17 protein-coding genes and 1 tRNA gene are annotated in these 19,790 nt (G+C 64.8%); 9 read left to right on the top strand and 9 right to left on the bottom strand.

The window, feature by feature from the left end; genetic code table 11:
• Nucleotides 1-44: 44 nt before the first annotated feature.
• The 5 genes from ACTHQS_RS10695 to ACTHQS_RS10675 all read right to left on the bottom strand — a co-directional run bounded on the left by ACTHQS_RS10695 (nt 45) and on the right by ACTHQS_RS10675 (nt 4,272).
• Nucleotides 45-1,379 carry an extracellular solute-binding protein gene (locus ACTHQS_RS10695; protein ID WP_440168505.1) on the bottom strand — a complete coding sequence of 445 codons (1,335 nt, stop codon included), beginning with the start codon at nt 1,377-1,379 and terminating at the stop codon, nt 45-47.
• A 211-nt stretch (nt 1,380-1,590) separates the two neighbouring features.
• A complete protein-coding gene (locus ACTHQS_RS10690) occupies nt 1,591-2,592 on the bottom strand; it encodes a LacI family DNA-binding transcriptional regulator (RefSeq protein WP_440168503.1) in 1,002 nt (333 codons plus the stop codon).
• A 62-nt stretch (nt 2,593-2,654) separates the two neighbouring features.
• On the bottom strand, nt 2,655-3,566 hold the full coding sequence (locus ACTHQS_RS10685; protein WP_440168501.1) for an NUDIX hydrolase: 912 nt from the start codon (nt 3,564-3,566) through the stop codon (nt 2,655-2,657).
• A 15-nt stretch (nt 3,567-3,581) separates the two neighbouring features.
• Nucleotides 3,582-4,115: a RidA family protein gene (locus ACTHQS_RS10680; protein ID WP_440168499.1), complete on the bottom strand. Its 534-nt coding sequence runs from the start codon at nt 4,113-4,115 to the stop codon at nt 3,582-3,584.
• A gap of 1 nt (nt 4,116) precedes the next feature.
• Nucleotides 4,117-4,272, bottom strand: coding sequence for a DUF4177 domain-containing protein (locus tag ACTHQS_RS10675; RefSeq protein WP_003797879.1), 156 nt, complete (start codon nt 4,270-4,272; stop codon nt 4,117-4,119).
• A gap of 37 nt (nt 4,273-4,309) precedes the next feature.
• Here ACTHQS_RS10675 and ACTHQS_RS10670 point away from each other — a divergent pair, with 37 nt between their 5' ends.
• The 5 genes from ACTHQS_RS10670 (at nt 4,310) to ACTHQS_RS10650 (ending at nt 11,503) form a co-directional block, all read left to right on the top strand.
• Nucleotides 4,310-6,628 (top strand): transglycosylase domain-containing protein, encoded by a 2,319-nt coding sequence (locus ACTHQS_RS10670; protein ID WP_440168496.1) that lies wholly within the window; start codon nt 4,310-4,312, stop codon nt 6,626-6,628.
• 6 nt (nt 6,629-6,634) lie between these two features.
• Nucleotides 6,635-7,579 (top strand): metallophosphoesterase, encoded by a 945-nt coding sequence (locus ACTHQS_RS10665; RefSeq protein ID WP_440168494.1) that lies wholly within the window; start codon nt 6,635-6,637, stop codon nt 7,577-7,579.
• Nucleotides 7,580-7,711: 132 nt separating this feature from the next.
• Nucleotides 7,712-9,520, top strand: coding sequence for an ABC transporter ATP-binding protein (locus ACTHQS_RS10660; RefSeq protein ID WP_440168492.1), 1,809 nt, complete (start codon nt 7,712-7,714; stop codon nt 9,518-9,520).
• Nucleotides 9,517-11,343: an ABC transporter ATP-binding protein gene (locus ACTHQS_RS10655; RefSeq protein ID WP_440168490.1), complete on the top strand. Its 1,827-nt coding sequence runs from the start codon at nt 9,517-9,519 to the stop codon at nt 11,341-11,343. Before ACTHQS_RS10660 ends, ACTHQS_RS10655 begins: the two co-directional genes overlap by 4 nt.
• Nucleotides 11,344-11,426: 83 nt before the next feature.
• A tRNA-Pro gene (locus ACTHQS_RS10650) sits at nt 11,427-11,503 on the top strand.
• 150 nt (nt 11,504-11,653) lie between these two features.
• On the opposite strand, the gene ACTHQS_RS10645 is transcribed toward ACTHQS_RS10650, so the two are convergent.
• Nucleotides 11,654-11,872 (bottom strand): hypothetical protein, encoded by a 219-nt coding sequence (locus ACTHQS_RS10645; protein ID WP_440168488.1) that lies wholly within the window; start codon nt 11,870-11,872, stop codon nt 11,654-11,656.
• A gap of 128 nt (nt 11,873-12,000) precedes the next feature.
• On the opposite strand from ACTHQS_RS10645, the gene ACTHQS_RS10640 reads away from it, so the two are divergent.
• Nucleotides 12,001-13,266 (top strand): helix-turn-helix domain-containing protein, encoded by a 1,266-nt coding sequence (locus ACTHQS_RS10640; protein ID WP_440168486.1) that lies wholly within the window; start codon nt 12,001-12,003, stop codon nt 13,264-13,266.
• 83 nt (nt 13,267-13,349) lie between these two features.
• Here the strand turns inward: ACTHQS_RS10640 and ACTHQS_RS10635 are convergent, their stop codons facing one another.
• Nucleotides 13,350-14,288, bottom strand: coding sequence for a phosphoribosylaminoimidazolesuccinocarboxamide synthase (locus ACTHQS_RS10635; RefSeq protein ID WP_440168484.1), 939 nt, complete (start codon nt 14,286-14,288; stop codon nt 13,350-13,352).
• A 1-nt stretch (nt 14,289) separates the two neighbouring features.
• Nucleotides 14,290-15,606 carry a phosphoribosylamine--glycine ligase gene (gene purD, locus ACTHQS_RS10630; RefSeq protein WP_440169082.1) on the bottom strand — a complete coding sequence of 439 codons (1,317 nt, stop codon included), beginning with the start codon at nt 15,604-15,606 and terminating at the stop codon, nt 14,290-14,292.
• Nucleotides 15,607-15,705: 99 nt separating this feature from the next.
• On the opposite strand from purD, the gene ACTHQS_RS10625 reads away from it, so the two are divergent.
• The 3 genes from ACTHQS_RS10625 to ACTHQS_RS10615 all read left to right on the top strand — a co-directional run bounded on the left by ACTHQS_RS10625 (nt 15,706) and on the right by ACTHQS_RS10615 (nt 18,785).
• Nucleotides 15,706-17,292 carry a molybdopterin-dependent oxidoreductase gene (locus tag ACTHQS_RS10625; RefSeq protein ID WP_440168482.1) on the top strand — a complete coding sequence of 529 codons (1,587 nt, stop codon included), beginning with the start codon at nt 15,706-15,708 and terminating at the stop codon, nt 17,290-17,292.
• Nucleotides 17,293-17,355: 63 nt separating this feature from the next.
• Entirely contained in the window at nt 17,356-18,372 is a 1,017-nt protein-coding gene (locus ACTHQS_RS10620) for an asparaginase (protein ID WP_440168480.1), read from the top strand.
• A 35-nt stretch (nt 18,373-18,407) separates the two neighbouring features.
• The gene (locus tag ACTHQS_RS10615; protein ID WP_440168478.1) at nt 18,408-18,785 is read left to right on the top strand and encodes a sterol carrier family protein; all 378 of its coding nucleotides are present in this window, start codon (nt 18,408-18,410) and stop codon (nt 18,783-18,785) included.
• 20 nt (nt 18,786-18,805) lie between these two features.
• Here ACTHQS_RS10615 and ACTHQS_RS10610 read toward each other — a convergent pair whose 3' ends face one another.
• Complete coding sequence (locus ACTHQS_RS10610) at nt 18,806-19,567, bottom strand: SDR family oxidoreductase (protein WP_440168476.1); 762 nt, start codon at nt 19,565-19,567, stop codon at nt 18,806-18,808.
• Nucleotides 19,568-19,790 lie beyond the last annotated feature (223 nt).

Raw genomic sequence — 19,790 nt, 5'->3', positions numbered from 1 at the left:
ATGTTGCTACGGAACTCATTTGGACTCCTGTGTCGCTTGGCGGTTCAAACCGGGTTGGGACGGGAAAGCAGGGTGTTGGTGCGCCGCACGAAGGCATCCCAGCCGTCAGTTGCCTTGTCGCGGCCGAGGAGCACGTTTTGCACGGTCTCCGCAAAGTAGGTTTGCCAGTCGGAGCCGGATCCGCTGAACCAGGCCTCAGGGTCGTAGGCGATGATGTCCGCAGCGTTGGCGTAATGGATCTGGGGCGTAAGTTCCCGGTAGGCCTGGGACTGCACCACCGGCTGATAGGCGGGGATGTGTCCTGCCTCGGCCCAGGACAGCGAACCTTTGAGGATGTCACTCACGAATTTGTAGACGTCGCGGCGCTTGGCTTCGTCGACATTCAGCTGCCGGGGAAGCACGAAGGAATGCGAGTCAGCGTAGGCGGCCGGCGTCCCGTACAGCGTGGGAATGGTGGCGGCGTCAACGGGCAGGTTTGCCTTCTTGAAGGTGGGGAGCTCCCAAACCCCGCTGAAGAGCATGCCCGATCCGCCGCGGGCGAACTCTGCGATTCCGGTGCTGATATCGCCGCTCTGCGCCGCGATGGTGTCATCGAAGAGCGATGTCATGAACTCCAGGGACTCAACCGCGGCCTCGTTGTCGGCAACCATCGGCTTGCCGGGAGTCAGCTCCATGGTTGCCCCGTGCTGCCGGTAAAGGGTGTAGAAGAGACGCCACATCTGGGAGCCGCTGCCAAGGTATCCGAAGGACAAACCATGCGCCTGCGTCACCTTCTGCATTTCCCGCGCGATGCTGATGAATTCCTGCGGCGACTTTGCCTCCTGCAACTGCCCGTTGCTGCCAAGCAGTCCTGCCTTCCCCGCCACGTCCCGGTTGTAGAACATGACAAAGGGGTGCGAATCCAGGGCGATGGAAAAGACTTTGCCGTTGTTCTGGCTCTTGTCCCAGATCCTTGGCGCGAAGCTCTGGTCTGTGACACCGAATTCTGACAGCAGGTCCAGGTCCCATGGATCGATCAGGCCGCCCGGCGCATAGCCCGGCACCCGGCTGGCATGCATGATGGCCAGCTGCGGGGGACGGCCACCGGCCGATGCCATGGCCAGTTTGGTGTAGTAGGGCGGCCCCCAGGCCAGCACGGTCGGATGCACCTTGAAACCGGGGTTGGCATCGTTCACCCTGCTGATCATGTTCTGCATCTTGATGCCGTCACCGCCGGACAGGAGATGCCAGAACTGGATATCCCGGGGTGCCCCGGCCGAGGCATTTCCGCCGCACCCGGACAAGGTTGCTGCGGCGAACACGCTTCCCAACGCCGCGGCTCCCGACAATAGCCCGCGCCTCGACAGCTGCCTGCCTTCGAAAAAATCAAACTGCTTCACCCGTCACTCCTTTGGATGGGTCCGCTGAAAGTCATTCCGTTGCCACAACCGTTGCTGCCGGTAGTCCCTCATCGCAGTCCCGCAGGCCCGGTGTGACGCACGCCTCACATTACATCGATGTAATGGCTACCGCAACGAAAAATTGTTAGCGTTCCCAAAAGTGGGCCTCCGGTCTCGGTTCACGGCAGGAGGCTGGCCCCCCGGACAGTGCCTAGGCGGACGTGCTTTCCCGCTCCACGACCTCGTAATCGACGGCCACCACCCGCTGGGGGCCCCCGCGGTCCTGCATGCGTTCGGTGAGGAGGCGCAGCGCCTCACTGGCCACGCGGCGCTTGTCGAAGGAAACGGTTGTCAGTGCGGGCACAGCGTATTTCGCGTCCGCGATGTCGTCGAACCCGGCAACGGCAACGTCGTCGGGGACGCGAACGCCGCGCTTCCACAGCACACTCAGGGCCCCGATGGCCATGGAATCGGTGAAACAAAAAAGCGCTTCAGGCACCGGGTGCGCCTCAAGATAAGCGGAAAGTGCGCGGGCTGCAGTATCGGGGCTCCACTTTTCGCAGGGGATGATCAACGAGTCATCCCAAGGAATGCCGAGTACATCGAGTGCGGCCTGGTACCCACGGGTGCGAAGGACGGCGGCGGCCGATCCCCTGCCCTCGGCGGCTCCCAGGACCGCGATACGCCGCCTGCCCGTCCTGCCGAGGGCCAGTGTCATGTCCCGGGCGGCGGCGACACTGTCCACCCACACCCGGTCGGCCAATTTTTGGGACACTTCCCCAAGCAGGACCACAGGAGGGAGGGAGACGCCCACTTTGACGGCGCTCTCGTCCAGCACCACCGGGTTAAGGATGAGCCCGTCGATCAGATTGGACCGCGCGCGGGACATCAATTCGTACTCGCGGGTGGGATCGGACCCCGTCTCCTCGATCTGCACGCTCCAGCCTTGTTCATGGGCTACTTCCACCACGCTGTGGGCGATTTCGGCGGAGTACGGCGTGGCCAGGTCCGGCAATGCCAGGGCGATGACGCCCGACCTGCCGTTGCGCAATCCCCGGGCTGAGAGGTTGGGAACGTAATCCAGCTCCGCCATGGCCTGTTCCACCTTGAACCTGGTGGGGCCGCTGACCGGGACAATTCCGTTCATGACGTTGGAAACCGTCTTTGGCGAAACCCCCGCGAGGCGCGCTACGTCCTTGACCGTTGCGCGCAAAGGCGCCCCCTTGCTCCCGGTGTGGCTTTGGTGACGAGTTTATACTTCGGCCCGGCGAAGCATCAGCGTTCGCGCTGGTGGTCGCCCGCCACGGTCTTGGCGGCCTCGACTTCAAGCATCAGCCTGCCGTCTTCTTCGACCAGGGTTGGCTGGTACACGTGCGGCTTCCGCTTGTAGCTCAGGTAGGCAATGCAGCCGTTGGCGGTAGCCATCTTCTCTAGCATGATCTCGGAGCCCGGGACCAGCAGCTCGCCCAGGGGACGGCCCACCGTGTTCTCCTGGCCTGCCTCGTCACCGAGCTTGCTGGTGTCCCGCTCCTGGACCACCTGCGCGGCGTTGACCCACCTGCCCCAGACGCCTTTGCCCTCAAGCAGCGACGGTTCCTGGCCAAGCGGCTGGGTGGCCGCAAAGTAACGCGTGTCGAACCGGCGGTGCGCAAAGTCGGGGCTGCGCCAGTTGACCAGGGACTTGAGCAGGTCGGTGCGCAGGGAGAGCCCGCGCTTGCCCAGGACCTGGGCAAGGGTCTTCTCCTGTTCCGCAACGGCCACGCGTGCACGCATCCATTCAGAGGTGGAGGTGGCTTCCACGGTGCTGGACATGTCCGCACCAGCCAGCAGGATGCCTGTTTCTTCGAAGAGTTCCCGGACGGCGCCCACGACGTGGCGCCGCGCCAGCCCGACGTCGTCGATTCCCATTTGCTCAGCCCAATGCTGCGGCGACGGACCCAGCCAGCCCATGGGCTCGTCGTCGGCCGGGTCAAGCGACCCGCCGGGAAAGGCGAGGACCCCCAGCGGCGAGGAGCCGGGCCGGTAACCCAGCCACGTCTCCAGGCCGGTGGGGGAATCACGCAGGAGGACCACGGATGATGCATAGCGCGCGGCCCTGGGGGTCCGTTCGCCGTGTTCGAGCCAGCTTTGTGCTGCCCCTTCAAGATCCTGGGGCAGTGCAAACAGGCGTCGTGCGAGGTGAGGCAAGGGAAGTGTCCGGTCTTAGCTGAATTCGGCGATCAGTTCGACCTCTACGGGAGAGTCGAGCGGAAGAACGGCAACGCCGACGGCGGAACGTGCGTGCTGCCCGGCGTCACCGAGGACCCGGCCCAGCAGTTCCGAGGCGCCGTTGACGACGGCGGGCTGGCCCGTGAAGGACGGGTCCGAAGCGACGAATCCCACAACTTTGACGATGCGGGTGATGCGGTCCAGGTCCCCGATAACACTCTTGACGGCGGCCAGGGCGTTGACAGCGCAGACGGCCGCGTAGCGCTGGGCATCCTCGGGGGAAACGGTCGGTTCGTCGGCGAACCCTTCCGTGCCGGCGGATACCTTGCCCGTAGCTTCGAGTTTGCCGTTAATAAACGGCAGCTGGCCCGAGGTATAGACGTGGCTGCCGGAGATGACGGCTGGAACGTAGGCGGCCACCGGGGCGGCGACCTCAGGGAGGGTGAGGCCGAGTTCCGCGAGGCGCTGTTCGACGGCGGATACTGGCGCCGTTGCGGCGCTGGACTGGGCTTCTGCGGGGGTGCTCATGCTACTGCTTCTCCCTCTTGAGGTAGGCGACAAGGCCGTTGCCGTCAGGTCCGGGGACTACCTGGACAAGCTCCCAGCCGTCGTCTCCCCACTGGTCCAGGATCTGCTTTGTGGCGTGGATGATGAGCGGAATCGTCGCGTACTCCCATTTGGTCATGAGAGAAAGCGTAGCCCTTGCCGGTAAAGTGGAAAACATGGCGACTCGCAAGAACCCCTTATTCGACACTGCCACCACACTGGGTAAGATCCTTCTTTTCCTTGGTGTGAGCGCGATTTGCGGTGTCCTCGTGGCGGGCCTGCTGGTCCCTGCCGCGGCCGTTTCCGGCAGTGCGGCAAGCGGTTCGATCGATTTCTTCGATTCCCTTCCGGCGGAGCTGAAGGTTGATCCGCCCAGCCAGACCACCAGGATTCTGGCTGCGGACGGCAGCGAGATCGCCAGTGTGTACACGGAGAACCGCACCAAGGTTCCGCTGGACCAGATTTCGCCGAACATGAAGAACGCCATCATCGCGGTGGAGGACAGCAGGTTCTACGAGCACGGCGGCGTGGACACCACCGGCATCCTGCGCGCGCTGGTGGCCACCGCCCGAGGCAACAAGCAGGGCGCGTCCACCATTACGCAGCAGTACGTCAACAACGTCCTCAATGCCAACCTCGCCGCTGCCGGCGAAGAGGACCAGATCAAGCTCAATGGCGTCAACAAGGGTGTGGGCGACAAGCTTCGCGAGATGAAGCTCTCCATCGCGCTGGAGAAGGAGTTCACCAAGGACCAGATCCTTGAGGGCTACCTGAACATCGTGTTCTTCAACCGTGACGCGTACGGCATTGAGGCCGCATCCCATTACTTCTTCAGCACCAGCGCCAAGGACCTGACCCTGCCGCAGGCGGCGCTCCTGGCCGGCCTGGTGAACAGCCCCTCCGCCTTCGACCCCATCACCAACCCGGAGAAGTCCAAGCAGCGCCGTGACCTGGTGCTGGGCCTGATGAAGGACCAGAACAAGATCACGGCCGCAGAGTATGAGGCCGCCGTGGCCACGCCGGTGGAGCCCAAGGTGACCCAGCCCAAGCAGGGCTGCGCCTATGCCGCCTCCGCCCCGTACTTCTGTGACTACATCCTGCACCTGCTGGAGAACAACACGGCCTACGGCGCGGACGTCAAGGAACGCCAGCGCCTGATCTACGGCGGCGGCCTGACCATCACCACCACCCTGGACCCCAAAGCCCAGGCCACGGCCCAGGAACAGGTCAACGCAGCCGCGGGGGCCAACCCCGATAAGTGGGGCTCCTCAATGGTGTCCGTGCAGCCGGGATCCGGCAAGATCATCTCGATGGCCCAGAACACCACGTTCCTGCCCGGCCAGGGCTTTGATTCCCAGTTGAACTTCAACGTGGACAAGCTGGACAAGGACGGCAACGACCTCAACGGCATCGGCGGCTTCCAGCCGGGGTCCACCATGAAGCCGTTCACCTTCGCCGAGTGGCTCAACGAAGGCAAGACCATGAACACGGTGGTCAATGCAGCCCAGCGCGTCTACCCGCTCAACTACCCGTGGAAGAACACCTGCGGCAAGGTCAACGGCGCGTACAACACAGCGCAGAAGTCCCTGGGCGCGGCGGACGACCTCCAAAACGCGGAGCCCCAGTGGTACAAGCCGCTGACGGTCCTCGAGGGCCTCTACAACTCCATCAACACCGTGACGTTTGCTTCGGCAGCCCAGCTGGACTTCTGCGGCATCCAAAAGATCGTCGACGCGGTAGGCCTGCACAGCGGACTGCCCTCCGCGGACGGCAGCGAGGCGCACCCCAAGGTGGACATGATGACGCTGGGCAACCTGCTGGGTTCCACCCAGACGTCGCCGCTGACCATGGCCAGTGCATTTGCCACCTTCGCCAACGACGGCAAGTACTGCGAACCCATCGCCATTACCGCGGTGGTCGACGCCACGGGCAAACAGCTCCCGGCCCAGTCCAGCAGCTGCCGCGATGCGATCAAGCCCGAGGTTGCCCGCGGCGTGAACTACGCGCTTCAGGAAGTGCTTAACCGGGGTTCGGGGTCGCTGATCCAGCCCCGGATCTCCACCCGTACCAGCTTCCCCATTGGGGCCAAGACCGGTACGTCCAACAACAACGGTTCCACCTGGGTTGTCGGCCACACCACGGGCCTGGCCACCGCTGCCTGGTTCGGTGACCCCTTGGGCGGCCAGACCCGCGCCGGCCAGAACATCACCGTCAACGGGAAGTTCTACCAGGGCATTGACGGCTACATGATTGCAGGACCCATGTTCTCCACCTACATGGCCAAGATCGCACCGGCGTACGGGACCAACCCCTTCCCCGCGCCACCGAGCAACATGATCAGCGGCACCACCACTACCTCGCCTGGAAGGACCACCACACCGCAGGCAACCCAGGCCCCGGCCCCCGCCCCGCAGGCAACGCAGGCTCCCGCCACCCAGGCGCCGGCGCCTGCCCCCAGCAACAACGGAAACGGCAATGGCAATGGAAAGGGCTAAGCGCGCATGAGTATCGATAGCCTGGCAAGCCGCGCCCGTTCGATCGGGCGCGGCTTTGCCGTCACTGCCGGTGCCGGGGCCGCGGCCGGAATGGCCGCCTTCGGGTACGGCCTGTGGGAGAAGAACCAGTTCGTCCTCCGCGAGGAAACCCTGGCTATCCTCCCGCCGGGCAGGGACCCTTTCCGGATTCTGCACCTCAGCGACATCCACTTCGTGCCCGGGCAAAAGAAAAAGGCTGACTGGCTTGGGTCACTGGCGGACCTCCGGCCGGACCTGGTAGTGAACACCGGAGATAACCTCAGCCACGTCAAAGCGGTGGACCCGCTGCTGGATGCCTTGAAGCCGCTGCTGCGGTTGCCCGGCGTCTTCGTCCCGGGTTCCAATGACTACTTCGCGCCCAGCCCCAAGAATCCCGCGTCCTACTTGTTGGGACCGTCCAAGGTGAAGCCCAAGCCGGTTGCCCTGGATTGGCCCCGGCTGCGTTCGGGTTTCGGCATGAGCGGCTGGGTGGACCTCACCAACCGCCACCAGTCAGTGGTGCTCAACGGCATGCGCTTCGACTTCTCCGGTGTGGATGATCCGCACCTGAACCGGGAACGGTACGCCGGCTGGCCCCGGGGAACGGTCAACCAGGACTCAAACGACCACCTCCGGATCGCCGTCATCCATGCGCCGTATCAGCGGGTGCTGGACCACTTCACCGACAACGGCGCGGACCTCCTGCTCGCCGGCCATACGCACGGCGGACAGCTGTGCATCCCGGGGTACGGTGCGATTATCGCGAACTGCGATATTCCCACCTGGCGCGCCAAGGGCCTGAACGACTGGTCAAGCAATGGAAGTACGACGCCGGTCAACGTCTCCGGCGGCATCGGCACCTCCCGCTTCGCCCCGGTGAGGATCGCCTGCAAGCCGGAAGCCGTGCTGCTGACGCTGACCTCCCGCAACTGACCATCGCATTACAAACTTGAATAACTGGGCAAGCACCCGGCAGACGCCCACAGCTCTGTGAGTCGCCTCACTCCATGGCATAGGGTTGTTGCTAGAGGAAACTACATTCGTTTTAGAGCTTGAGAAGCGGGCATGGCCAAGCAGACTCCCTTTTTCCGTTCCATCAGCCGCCTTTATCCGCACGTCCGGCCCATCATCCCCAGGCTCTTACTGGGCCTTCTTTCTGCGCTCCTGGCCAGCATGGTGGCACTGACCATCCCCCAGGTGCTGCGGGTCCTGGTCAACACGGCCCTGCAGCCGGGGGCCACGGCGGAGGCGGTCTGGGCCTCCGCGGGAATCATCCTGGTCCTGGGCGTCGCCGAGGCGGGACTGGTGGCGCTTCGGCGACAGTTCGTCATCAACCCTGCCACCACCGTGGAAACCCGGATGCGGGTTTCGCTCTATGACCACCTCCAGGAACTCACAGTCTCATTCCATGACCGCTGGGGCTCCGGGCAGCTGCTGTCCCGGGCCATGACGGACCTGAACTTCCTGCGGCGGTGGATGGCCTTCGGTGCCATCATGCTGGTGGTCACCACCCTTACCGTGGTCATCGGCATCGTGGCCATGTTCATGATGAGCTGGCAGTTGGCCTTGATCTTCCTTGCCGCGGCCGTTCCCATCACCATCAACAGCTTCCGGTTCCGCACCCGGTTCAGCAAGGTTGCACGGCGCAGCCAGGACCAGGCCGGCGACCTTGCCACCACCGTGGAGGAATCCGTCCACGGCATCCGCGTGCTCAAGGCGTTCGGCCGCAGCCGGGAAGCCCTTGAGAATTTCAACGAGCAGGCGGAGGAACTGCGCCAGACGGAGATCGAGAAGGCGCGCCACCAGGCTGCGTTCACCATGGTGGTCACCCTGCTTCCCGAGCTCGCGCTGGGCGCCGGACTGGTGGTGGGTGTCATGCTGTGCGCCAGCGGCGAACTGAGCATCGGCGCCCTGGTGGCGTTCTTCGCCACCGCGGCAGTGATCGCCTCCCCCGTGGAATTCTCCGGAATGCTGCTGGCCATGGCACTCACTGCCAAGACCGCCGTCGACCGCCACTACGAAGTGATGGACACCCGGAACACCATCACCAGCCCTGCCGAACCCCGGCGGCCAAATGAACTGACCGGTGCGCTCCACTTCGAGAAGGCAACCTTCGCCTTCGAGGACGCTCCGGACAAGCCAATCCTCAACGACATCAACCTGGCTGTCCGGCCCGGGGAAACCATGGCCCTGGTAGGCATCACCGGCAGCGGCAAAAGTGCGTTGATCCAACTGGTGCCGCGCCTGTACGACGTCACCAGCGGTGGCATCAGCATCGATGGCGTCGACATCAGGGACTTCGACGTGGAGGAACTGCGCAGGATCGTGGGAGTGGCCTTCGAGGACACCACGCTCTTCTCAAACTCCGTGCGGGACAACGTCCTGCTCGGCGCCCCGGTCCGCTCCGAGGAGGCGTTGGACGAGGCCCTGGACGTAGCCCAGGCGCACTTCGCCTACTCGCTGCCCCAGGGCGTGGACACGTTGATCGGCGAGGAAGGCCTGAGCCTGTCCGGCGGCCAGCGGCAACGCATTGCCTTGGCGCGTGCCATCGCCGCCCGCCCGCGCGTCCTGGTCCTGGACGATCCCCTCTCCGCACTGGACGTCCACACGGAGGAACTGGTCGAGGCCCGGCTGCGGGAGGTGCTGAAGGACACCACCACCCTCATCGTGGCCCACCGGCCGTCCACCGTGGCCCTCGCTGACCGGGTCGCGCTGCTGGAACACGGGCGCATTGCCGCCGTCGGAACGCACACCGAACTGCTGGCCCGCAACCAGCACTACCGCTATGTAATCGCCAGCCTGGACCGGGAGCCGCGGGACCTGGACTCCGAACTGTCGGCGCTTGAGGACCAGTCCGAGGAAGTGACCCGATGAGCACCGCAGCGTTCGGCACAGCCAACGAAGACAACGCCCACCTGAGCAAGGCGGAGAGCCGGGCGGTACGACGGCGCTCGCTCGCCTTGCTGGCGTCGCTGATCCGTCCGGTGCGGGGACGGTTCTGGCTGACAATTGCCATGGTGGTGCTCTCCCAGGCTGCGCGCGTGGCGGGCCCCGCCCTGATCGCGTTCGGCATCGACCATGCCCTCCCCGCCCTCCAGGCCGGCGACAACCTACCGCTGGTGTTCACCGGCGTCGCCTACCTGCTGGCAGCCATTGCGACGGCGGGACTCACCGCTCTCTACGTCACCTCTACGGCGCGGCTCAGCCAGGCCATGCTGCTGGATCTCCGCGTCCGCGTTTTTCGGCATACCCAGCGGCTCAGCCTGGAGTTCCACGAGAAGTACACGTCCGGCCGGATTATCGCGCGGCAGACCTCTGACCTGGAGGCGCTGCGTGAGCTCCTCGACTCGGGCGTCAGTTCCCTGGCCTCCGGCATGCTGTTCATGGCCTTCACCGCCGCCACCATCTTCGCCCTGGACTGGCGGAGCGGGCTGCTGGTGCTGACCGCGGGGGTGCCCATGTTCTTCCTGGCCCGCTGGTACCAGAAGCACTCGCAGATCGCCTTCCGCGAATCACGCGTGGTCTCTGCCCGGCTGATTGTGCATTTCGTGGAAACCATGACCGGCATCCGCGCGGTGAAGGCCTTCCGCAAGGAGAAGGAGAACTCGGGGCGCTACGGAAAGCTGGCGGAGGACTACCGGTTGGTTACCGTCCGCTCCATCAACCTCAATGGCATCTTCCAGCCGGGCCTGGTGCTGATCGGCAACGTCTGCGTGGCCATCGTCCTGCTCTTCGGCGGGTTCCGCGTGCTGGGCGGCGACCTCGCAGTAGGCGTCCTCCTGGCCCTCATTCTGTCCACCAAGCGGTTCTTCCAGCCGGTGGACCAGATGGCCATGTTCTACAACTCGTTCCAGAGTGCCCAGGCAGCCCTGGAGAAGGTCTCCGGACTCCTCGAAGAGGTGCCCACGGTCCGGCCGCCAAGGAACCCGGTTGCCCTGCCGAGCGCCACCGGGCGTATCGACTTTAACGACGTCGAGTTCCGCTACGGCGATGGCCCCGAGGTGGTGCCCACCCTGGACCTGCACATCCCGGCCGGCCAGACCGTGGCGCTGGTGGGCCAAACGGGAGCCGGGAAATCGACCCTTGCCAAGCTCATCGCCCGGTTCTATGACGTCACCTCCGGCACGCTCACCCTGGATGGTGTCGATCTCCGGGACCTTGCCACTTCCGATCTCCGCCGGAACATCGTCATGGTCACGCAGGAAGCCTTCCTGTTCAGCGGCTCTGTGGCGGACAACATCGCCCTGGGCCGGCCCGAGGCGTCACGTGCTGAAATCGAAGAAGCTGCCAAGGCTGTGGGCGCGCACGAGTTCATCCTGGAACTTCCCGAGGGGTACGACACCGACGTCAACAAACGAGGCGGCAGGGTCTCCTCCGGGCAGCGCCAGCTGATCAGCTTTGCCAGGGCTTTCCTGGCCCGCCCGGCGGTGCTGATCCTGGACGAAGCCACTTCCTCGCTGGACATCCCGTCCGAACGCCTGGTGCAGGCGGGGCTGGCCAGGCTGCTGGCCGGGACGGAAGCGGCGCGGAGGACGGCGCTGATCATCGCCCACAGACTCTCCACAGTGGAGACGGCAGACCGGGTCCTGGTGGTCCACGACGGACGGATCGTGGAGGACGGCACGCCCGAAGAACTGATTGGCGGCGGCGGCCGGTTCGCTGACCTGCACGGGGCGTGGAAGGATTCGCTGGTCTGAGGTCCGGGAGACCGGTTGCCGTCCAGGATTTCGCATCGGGACGCTGGATCGGCTATCCTTGTAAAGTTGCTTTTGCAGCGGATCGGGATGTAGCGCAGCTTGGTAGCGCGCTTCGTTCGGGACGAAGAGGTCGCAGGTTCAAATCCTGTCATCCCGACCATAACGAAAAGAGGGTCTCCTTGCGGCGGCCCTCTTTTTGCGTCTCGATCTGGTTACAGCAACGGCGCACCACCAGGGCTCCCACTTAAAAGTAACGGCCCCGGAGCTGTTGCTCCAGGGCCGTCTTCGCCTCCTGTTGCGAGGAAGCTGTTTATCCGGGATCAGGCCAGTTGCCCACGTAGGTAGTGAGGGTAGTATCGGCTTTCTTGTCCTTCTTCACCTTTGCGGAGGCGGGGTCAGGCCAGTTGCCAACAGCTACCGACACGCCCGAATTGTCGGCGACGGAACCTGAAGCCAGTACGGCCGGAGCCGCCGCAGAAAAAGCCAGGGCCCCAGCCAAGGCGGCCGCGGTTGCGATTTTCTTGAACATATAAGTTCCTCTATACGAGTCGGATTCGTTACAAAGCCAGCACTGTCCTTGTTGACACACATTGTAAAATATTTTCCACAGGGGCTGTCAAGCATTCGATGGCCCAAGTGTCCAGAAGGAGGAAACGCGTGGGCAACGGGTTCGGAGAAAAGCTCCGCGCGGAGCGCCTTGAGCGTGGACTGACGCAGGCCGAACTGGGCAAAGACCTGTATTCACCCAGCTATATCTCCCTGCTTGAGACCGGCCGCAGGGAGCCGACAGCCGAGGTCATTGAAGAATTGGCCCGCCGGTTGGAATTGGCACCGAAAGCTCTTGAAGCATGGAGCCAGCCTATTTCCGTCAGCGATGCAGAATACGTGCTGGCTGGCCTGTATGCGCGCCAGGCCTGGGACTTGCGTGACTATCCATTGGCCGCAAGCCACGCTGCCACAGCTGCCAAGATTGCCCTGGAAGGCCGGAACACCAGTGCATGGTGGAACATGACCTATATGCAGGCCGAGTGCCTGATCAAACAGGGAAACTGGCGCGAAGCCCAGAAAATCATGGAGCACTTGCTGGAGCACCCCATGGCCAGAGAATCGGCCGGATTAGCCGTTCGGGCACATCAGATGCTGGCCGGTATCTATCAGGGCCAGGGTCAGCTAAGCCTGGCTGTCGATCAGGGAATCCAGGCTGTTGACCTTTCCAGGCAGCTCCCTAAGGGGTCCACACTAATCATTAACGCCCACCATGCTCTGATCGGTGCCCTGGCCGAAAGCGGCCGGTTGGACGAGGCCTGGACGTATTGCCAGGCCATGATCGACCACGTCGACGAGCTCTCGATGACCCAACTCGCGGGCGAGGTTGCCTGGGTGGTGGGAAACGTGGCTTTCATGCGGCATGACTACGCCGAGGGCGTGCGGCATCACGAGCGGGCGGCCCGTCTGCTTTCGCCCGCTAACGACATAGGACTGTGGGCGCGGTTCAACAAGGCGTCTGCCGCGGTCCGACTTTCCTCGGGAATCGTTGAGCCAGAGACACTATCGGCGATTGAGCGAGCCGAGCTGGCGTTGTCGATCGTTGGCGGAAATAAGTCGGATCAGTTGGAGGTCGCCTTTATCCGCGCCCGGTGGCTCTACCTGACCGGAGATATCGTGGCCGCCGTCGAAAAACTTCGTGAAATCCATGCTGAGCGAGCAGAGCTTGCCAAGCACACTGCGGGAGAAGTTTCCCTTCTCTTGGGCAAGTCGCTCAAAGCCTCGGGGGAACCGGACGAAGCGCTCGTGCATCTGGAGGAGGCACAGAAGGCCTTCGCGACTGCCGGTGCCCAGGACCGGGTGCAACAGGCGTTGGATGCCATCCTCGAAATCAAACTTGCGCAGAAGCGCGCGGCCGCTGCTTCCAAAGCCAGCTGACCACGGGCCCACAAACCAGAAAGCGAGTTAAGCAGAGCCAGGCAAGACCGGGAACGGCGGGCTTGCCTGGCTCTTGCCAGATCTTAAGAAAAAGTCTTTCCGGTGATCTTCTCGTACGCCTCGACGTACCGGCTGCGGGTACGCTCCACCACGTCCGCCGGAAGCGCGGGCGGCGGGGTGTCGGATGACTTGTCCCAGCCGGACTCGGCGGAGGTCAGCCAGTCGCGCACGTACTGCTTGTCGTAGGACGGCTGGGCCTGGCCCGGCTTGTAGGTGGCTGCGTCCCAGAACCGCGAGGAATCGGGGGTCAGCACCTCGTCGCCCAGCGTGATGGACCCGGAGACGGCGTCGTACCCGAACTCCACCTTGGTGTCCGCCAGGATGATGCCGCGCTCCCGGGCGATCTTTTCCGCCGTCGTATAGATCTTGAGGGTCAGCTCGCTCAGGCGGGCAGCGATGTCGTCCCCCACCAGGGCCACGACGGCGTCGTAGGTGATGTTCTCGTCGTGCTCGCCGATCAGGGCCTTGGCCGACGGCGTGAAGATGGCATGCTCCAGGCGCGATCCGTCCACCAGCCCTTCCGGCAACCGGATATTGCAGACCGTGCCGGAGGCTTTGTATTCCTGCAGGCCCGACCCGGTGAGGTAGCCGCGGGCAATGCACTCCACCGGAAACATGTCCAGCTTTTTACAGATCATGGCCCGGCCCTCAACCTCAGCCGGGACCCCGTCCTCCAGGGTGGAGCCGAGCACGTGGTGTTCGACGCCCAACTGGTCAAACCACCAGAGGCTCAGTTGGGTGAGGATGCGCCCCTTGTCCGGGATTTCGCTGGACAGCACGTGGTCGTAGGCGCTGATGCGGTCGCTGGCCACCACCAGCACGCAGTCCTGGCCAAGCCGCTGCAGGATGGACTCATCCGCGGGTTCGTAGAGGTCGCGGACCTTGCCGGAATAGATGTGCTTCCAGCCGGGCAGGTCCAGGGTATCGGTGGCGTAGCCGCGGTTCTCCGGGGTTTCAGTCATGTCAGGCCTTTGCTTTCACGATGGGCATCGAGCCCGTGGCGCCGTACGGAACCTTGATTTCGCCGCGGGCGGCCTTGCGGGCGATGTCGGTGCGGAACTGCGAGCCTTCCAACTGGACCAGCTCCACGCCGTCGTACGCCTTTTCGCGGGCCTCCACCAGGTCGCTGCCCAGGGCGACGACGGCCAGGACGCGGCCGCCGGCGGAAATTACTTTGCCGTCCGCATCCAGGGCGGTTCCGGCGTGGATGACGTGCACGCCGTCAAGGGCTTCCACCTTTTTGAGCCCGCGGATCCGGTCGCCGGTGCGGGGCTTGTCCGGGTAGTTTTCGGCGGCGATGACGACGGCGACCGCGGCTTCCTTGGCCCACCGCAGCTCTTCTGCCTTGTCCAGTTCGCCCTTGGCCGCTGCCATCAGCAGAGCGCCGAGGGGGGTCTTGAGCCGGGCAAGGACCGCTTGCGTTTCGGGGTCGCCGAAGCGGACGTTGAATTCGATGACCCGGGTCCCGCGTGACGTGAGGGCCAGGCCGACGAACAGGACGCCGACAAAGGGCGTTCCGCGGCGGGCCATCTCGTTGACGGTGGGCTGGGCTACCCTTTCGAGGACCTCCTGCACCAGGCCCTCCGGCGCCCACTCCAGCGGGGTGTAGGCACCCATGCCGCCGGTGTTGGGCCCCTCATCGTTGTCGAAGATGCGCTTGAAGTCCTGGGCGGGCGAGAGCGCCACGGTGTTCTGGCCGTCGCAGAGGACAAAGAGGGAAACCTCGGGACCGTCCAGGAACTCTTCGATCACAACCGAACCGCCCGCGGTGAAGCAGGACTGCGCATGGGCCAGGGCTTCCTCCCGGTTCCTGGTGACCACTACGCCCTTGCCGGCAGCGAGGCCGTCATCCTTCACCACGTACGGCGCGCCGAAGGTGTCCAGTGCGGACGCCGCTTCCTCGGCGTTGGTGGCCACCATGGCCATCGCGGTGGGAACACCGGCTTCGGCCATGACTTCCTTGGCGAAGGCCTTTGAAGCCTCCAGCTGGGCGGCGGCCTTGCTGGGTCCGAAGACGGGGATACCGGCTTCGCGGACGGCGTCGGAGACACCTGCGGCCAGCGGAGCCTCGGGGCCTACCACCACCAGGTCCACGGCGAGCCGGGTGGCCAGCTCCGCAACCGCCTCCGGATCGTTGCCGTTGATGTCGTACGTGGGGACCAGCTTGCTGATGCCGGCATTGCCGGGCGCCGCGTGGACTTCGGACACGTTGGGGTCGGCAAGCAGGGAGCGGACAATGGCGTGTTCGCGGCCTCCGGGGCCAATGACGAGTACCTTCACAGTGTCCAAGGGTACTTTGTGCACCCTTTTTGCTCCTAAGCTGTGTCCTTCCCCGTCCGCCCGGTCAATCCGCGCTGCCGCCCGCTCCGAACCACCACCATGACAAAGCTTCGAAACCGGATGACGGGCCCCGCCCCCATGGCCGCACTGGCAGGCGTGGTGGCAGCCGCCGTCGTTCTTGCCGTTGCGGAGCTGATTGGCGCATTCTTTACCGCCAGGGCAACCCCGCTGTTTGCCCTGGGGTCCACCTTCATCGACTTCACGCCGCCCGGGCTGAAGGACTTCGCGATCGCCACCTTCGGCACCAACGACAAGGCCGCCTTGTTCGTGGGCATGGGCCTGACCATTGCAGTGCTTGCCTGCATTCTCGGCGTGCTGGCCTACCGGAAGTGGGCGCTGGGGGTTTTGGGGGTCCTGTTCATGGGGGCCGTGATCGTGGCCTGCGTGGTGACCCGCTCCGGCGTCAGCGACGCGGACGCCATCCCGTCCGTGCTGGGGACGGTTGCCGGACTGGTGGTCCTTCGCCGGCTCATGGTGCCGCTGTGGGGGCTGAAGGCCTGGCCGGAAGCACCGGCGGACCAAGCGGACGACGACGACGCCCGGCAGCAGGGTGCAGGCACCAACCGCCGGCGCTTCTTTGCTGCTGCCGGGGTTACCGCCGTGGCCGCCGGCATCGCCGCCACCGGCGGGCGGCTCCTGGGCGCCGCCCGAAGCAACGTCACCAGGGCGCGTGAAGCGCTCTCGCTGCCGTCGCCGGCAAGGGCGGCGTCCCCCGTACCGGCCGGGGTCCAGTCCCCGGTACCGGGCGTCACCCCGTGGCTGACACCCAACAACGACTTCTACCGCATCGATACGGCCCTGAGCGTTCCCGAAATCAACATTGATGACTGGCAGCTGCGCGTCCACGGCCTCGTGGAGCAGGAGGTCACGCTGACTTTCCAGGACCTGCTGGACGCGCAACTGATCGAATCCCACGTGACCCTCACCTGCGTTTCCAACCCCGTGGGCGGCAACCTGGCAGGCAACGCCAAATGGCTGGGCCTTCCCATCCGCGAGGTCTTAGCCCGGGCCAGGCCCAAGGACGGTGCCGATATGGTGCTGTCCAAGTCCATCGACGGCTTCAGCGCCTCCACTCCCCTGGAGGTCCTGCAGGATTACAGGGATGCCATGCTGGCCATCGGCATGAACGGCGAACCGCTGCCGCTGGAGCACGGCTATCCGGTGCGGATGGTGGTTCCAGGCCTTTACGGCTTTGTCTCCGCCACCAAATGGGTGGTGGACCTGGAGGTCACCCGTTTCGCGGACAACAAGGCCTATTGGACCGGGCGCGGCTGGTCAGAGCGTGGTCCCATCAAGACCATGGCACGCGTGGACGTGCCCAAGTCCTTCGCCAAAGTGCCGGCCGGCAAAGTCGCCGTGGGTGGTACCGCCTGGGCCCAGACCCGCGGCATCACCAAGGTGGAAATCCAGGTCGACAACGGCGACTGGGGGGAAGCCACCCTTTCCGCAGAAGCCTCCACCATCACCTGGCGCCAGTGGTCCTATGAGTGGGACGCCACGCCCGGTCCGCACTACATCAAGGTCCGGGCCACGGACGGGACCGGCCAGGTCCAGACGGACAAGCGCGCGGATCCCGTGCCTGACGGCGCCTCTGGGTGGCAGTCGGTGATGGTCACCGTGCAGTAGATGCCCAGCCGCCTGCCGCCGCCCTGCCCGGGAATCTGCGGAACGGGCCCATAGACTGGCATCATGCCGCACAATCCGCACGCAACCTTTACCGTGGACTCCGCCGTCGAACTGGCCGTGATCGAACGCAGCGGCTTTGTGGAGTCGCGGCACATCGGTTCTGCCGTCCTTCTGTCCGCCGACGGTTCGGTAGTCACTGAGCTTGGCGACATCAATACGCCCATCTATGCCCGGTCCACCCTGAAGCCGTTCCAGGCGCTGGCGTCCATGCAGTCCGGGGTTCCGCTGCGCGGCGCCCAGGTGGCCATTGCGTGCGGAAGCCACACCGGCTCCCTGGACCATATGGACGTGGTGGCGGGCATGCTCAAAGCGGCCGGCGTCCGTGAAGACCAGCTGCAGTGCCCCGAAGCCTGGCCGCAGGACGAAACGGCCCGGAACTGGCTGGTGCGCTCCGAAAAGGGGAAGTCGCGGCTGGCCTACAACTGTTCCGGAAAGCACGCCGCGTTCCTTTGGGCCTGCACGGAGAACGGGTGGGACACGCACAGTTACCTGGAGCCCAACCACCCGCTGCAGCAGCGGGTGCGCAGCGTCATTGAGGAATACACCGGTGAGAAGATCGCCCATCTGGGAATCGATGGCTGCGGTGCCCCCGTGGCAGCTGTTTCGCTCAAGGGCCTGGCCCGGGCCTACTCCCAGCTGGCCAAAGCACCCGGTGACCAGAGCTACAGCGCCAGGGCGGCCACCATCGCCACTTCGATGCTCGATTACCCGTGGGCCGTGCAGGGCCGCGGCGAGGCCAACACCCTGGTGATGGACGAGCTGGAGATTATCGCCAAGATCGGGGCCGAGGGCGTCCTGGCCATGGCCACGCCCCAAGGGGTTTCCGTCGCCGTCAAGGTCCTGGACGGGAACATCCGGGCAACATCGCTGGTGGCCCTGACCCTGCTTGCCGCAGCAGGCGCCGTCGAGATCCCTGGCGTTGCCAGCGCCCTGGAGAAAGTGGTGGAACCCGTGCTGGGTGGCGGCCATCCGGTGGGCAAGATCCGGCTGGGGCCTGCGGTTTCCGCGCTCCTGGACTGACCCTCCCCAACCGATGCAGAAGGAAGACTGAAAGCATGGCCGTAGCCCGTCGTCGTATTGACGTCCAGGAAGGCAAAGCAGCGCTGAACGCGTGGCTGGAAGCCGCCCGGCCGCCGTCGGACGCTCCCCTGCCGCGGACCGTCTTGGCAACTGCCGTACGGTACTCCCTGGAGGAGCTGACGGCGCGGGCGCCGGGTAATTCGGTTGAAGTGCGGGTGCCGCCGTTTGGCGTCACCCAGTGCGTGGAGGGCCCGCGGCATACGCGCGGCACCCCGCCCAACGTCATTGAGTGCGACGCCGCCACCTGGCTTGCGATGGTCACGGGCCAGTTGGACTGGGCGGACGCCGTGGGCGCGGGCAAGGTAGCAGCGTCCGGCCTGCGCGCGGACCTGTCGGCACTGCTGCCGTTCTAGCGCCCGGGCGGGCCGCCGATCTACCCGCGGCCGATGAAGGGCATTCCGGCCGCCGTGACGACCACGGAACCCACGCTTGCCGAGGCCGGCATGTTGGCCATCAGCAGCACTGCGCGCGCCGCGTCCGCCACGGGGAACATCGGTTCCACCTTGCGGCTGCCGTCCGCCTGCAACGCCCCGGAACCGACGCCGATGGTGTCCATGATCTCCGTGGCCGTGTTGCCGATGTCGATCTGTCCGCACGTGATGCCGTAGCCGCGCCCGTCCAGTTCAATGCTCTTGGTCAGCCCGGTCATCGCGTGCTTGGTGACCGTGTACGCCACGGTCCGTGGCCGCGGTGAGTGCGCGGAGATGGAGCCGTTGTTGATGATCCGCCCGCCCTGTGGCTCCTGCGCCTTCATGGTCCGGACGGCTGCGGCAGCACACAGCATGGATCCGGTGAGGTTCACCGCCAGCGTCGCGTTCCAGTCCGCCAGGCTGATTTCGTCAACACCGGCCGCCGGACCAAAGACGCCGGCGTTGTTGAACAGCACATCCACCCGCCCCCACTGTTGGCGGGCTGCCTCGAAAAGCCGCTCGACGTCGTCGGGCCGGGTGACGTCGCAGGGGACCACGAGCGCGTCCGGATGACCTTTGGCGGTCTCCTTCAGCTGCTCCTCCCTGCGGCCGGCCAGTGCCACCCGGTAGCCGTCCGCCAGCATCTGCCGGGCCACCTCCCTCCCGATGCCGGAACCGGCTCCTGTGACGACGGCGACTTTTCGGATCTGATCAGGGGTACTCACGGTGTTCTCCTCGCTTGGCCAGTCATAATTGCATCGTACGTCCGCGCCTCTCTAATCTCGAATGGCAAAAGTGTTTTCTCACCATCCGAAAACATCGCCTACGCATTCAAAGATGAAAAGAGGCTGCCATGGCTGCAGGAGAAGATACCTCCCATATCCTCAGCGGGTTGACTAACCAGCTGCCTGATCGTGATCCGGAAGAGACTGCCGAGTGGGTTGAGTC

The organism is Arthrobacter sp. SAFR-044 (assembly GCF_051965175.1).
GTDB lineage: Bacteria > Actinomycetota > Actinomycetes > Actinomycetales > Micrococcaceae > Arthrobacter.
Note: the sequence above shows the minus strand (reverse complement) of the source record. Positions and strands in the feature narration are given on the sequence as shown.

Bases quoted from the DNA above. Each gene is read 5' to 3' on its own strand.
- ACTHQS_RS10660 (WP_440168492.1), top strand. From the start codon at position 7,712: ATGGCCAAGCAGACTCCCTTTTTCCGTTCCATCAGCCGCCTTTATCCG.
- ACTHQS_RS10635 (WP_440168484.1), bottom strand. From the start codon at position 14,288: ATGACTGAAACCCCGGAGAACCGCGGCTACGCCACCGATACCCTGGAC.
- ACTHQS_RS10625 (WP_440168482.1), top strand. From the start codon at position 15,706: ATGACAAAGCTTCGAAACCGGATGACGGGCCCCGCCCCCATGGCCGCA.
- ACTHQS_RS10615 (WP_440168478.1), top strand. From the start codon at position 18,408: ATGGCCGTAGCCCGTCGTCGTATTGACGTCCAGGAAGGCAAAGCAGCG.
- ACTHQS_RS10655 (WP_440168490.1), top strand. From the start codon at position 9,517: ATGAGCACCGCAGCGTTCGGCACAGCCAACGAAGACAACGCCCACCTG.
- ACTHQS_RS10645 (WP_440168488.1), bottom strand. From the start codon at position 11,872: ATGTTCAAGAAAATCGCAACCGCGGCCGCCTTGGCTGGGGCCCTGGCT.
- ACTHQS_RS10680 (WP_440168499.1), bottom strand. From the start codon at position 4,115: ATGAGCACCCCCGCAGAAGCCCAGTCCAGCGCCGCAACGGCGCCAGTA.
- ACTHQS_RS10665 (WP_440168494.1), top strand. From the start codon at position 6,635: ATGAGTATCGATAGCCTGGCAAGCCGCGCCCGTTCGATCGGGCGCGGC.
- ACTHQS_RS10670 (WP_440168496.1), top strand. From the start codon at position 4,310: ATGGCGACTCGCAAGAACCCCTTATTCGACACTGCCACCACACTGGGT.
- ACTHQS_RS10620 (WP_440168480.1), top strand. From the start codon at position 17,356: ATGCCGCACAATCCGCACGCAACCTTTACCGTGGACTCCGCCGTCGAA.
- ACTHQS_RS10675 (WP_003797879.1), bottom strand. From the start codon at position 4,272: ATGACCAAATGGGAGTACGCGACGATTCCGCTCATCATCCACGCCACA.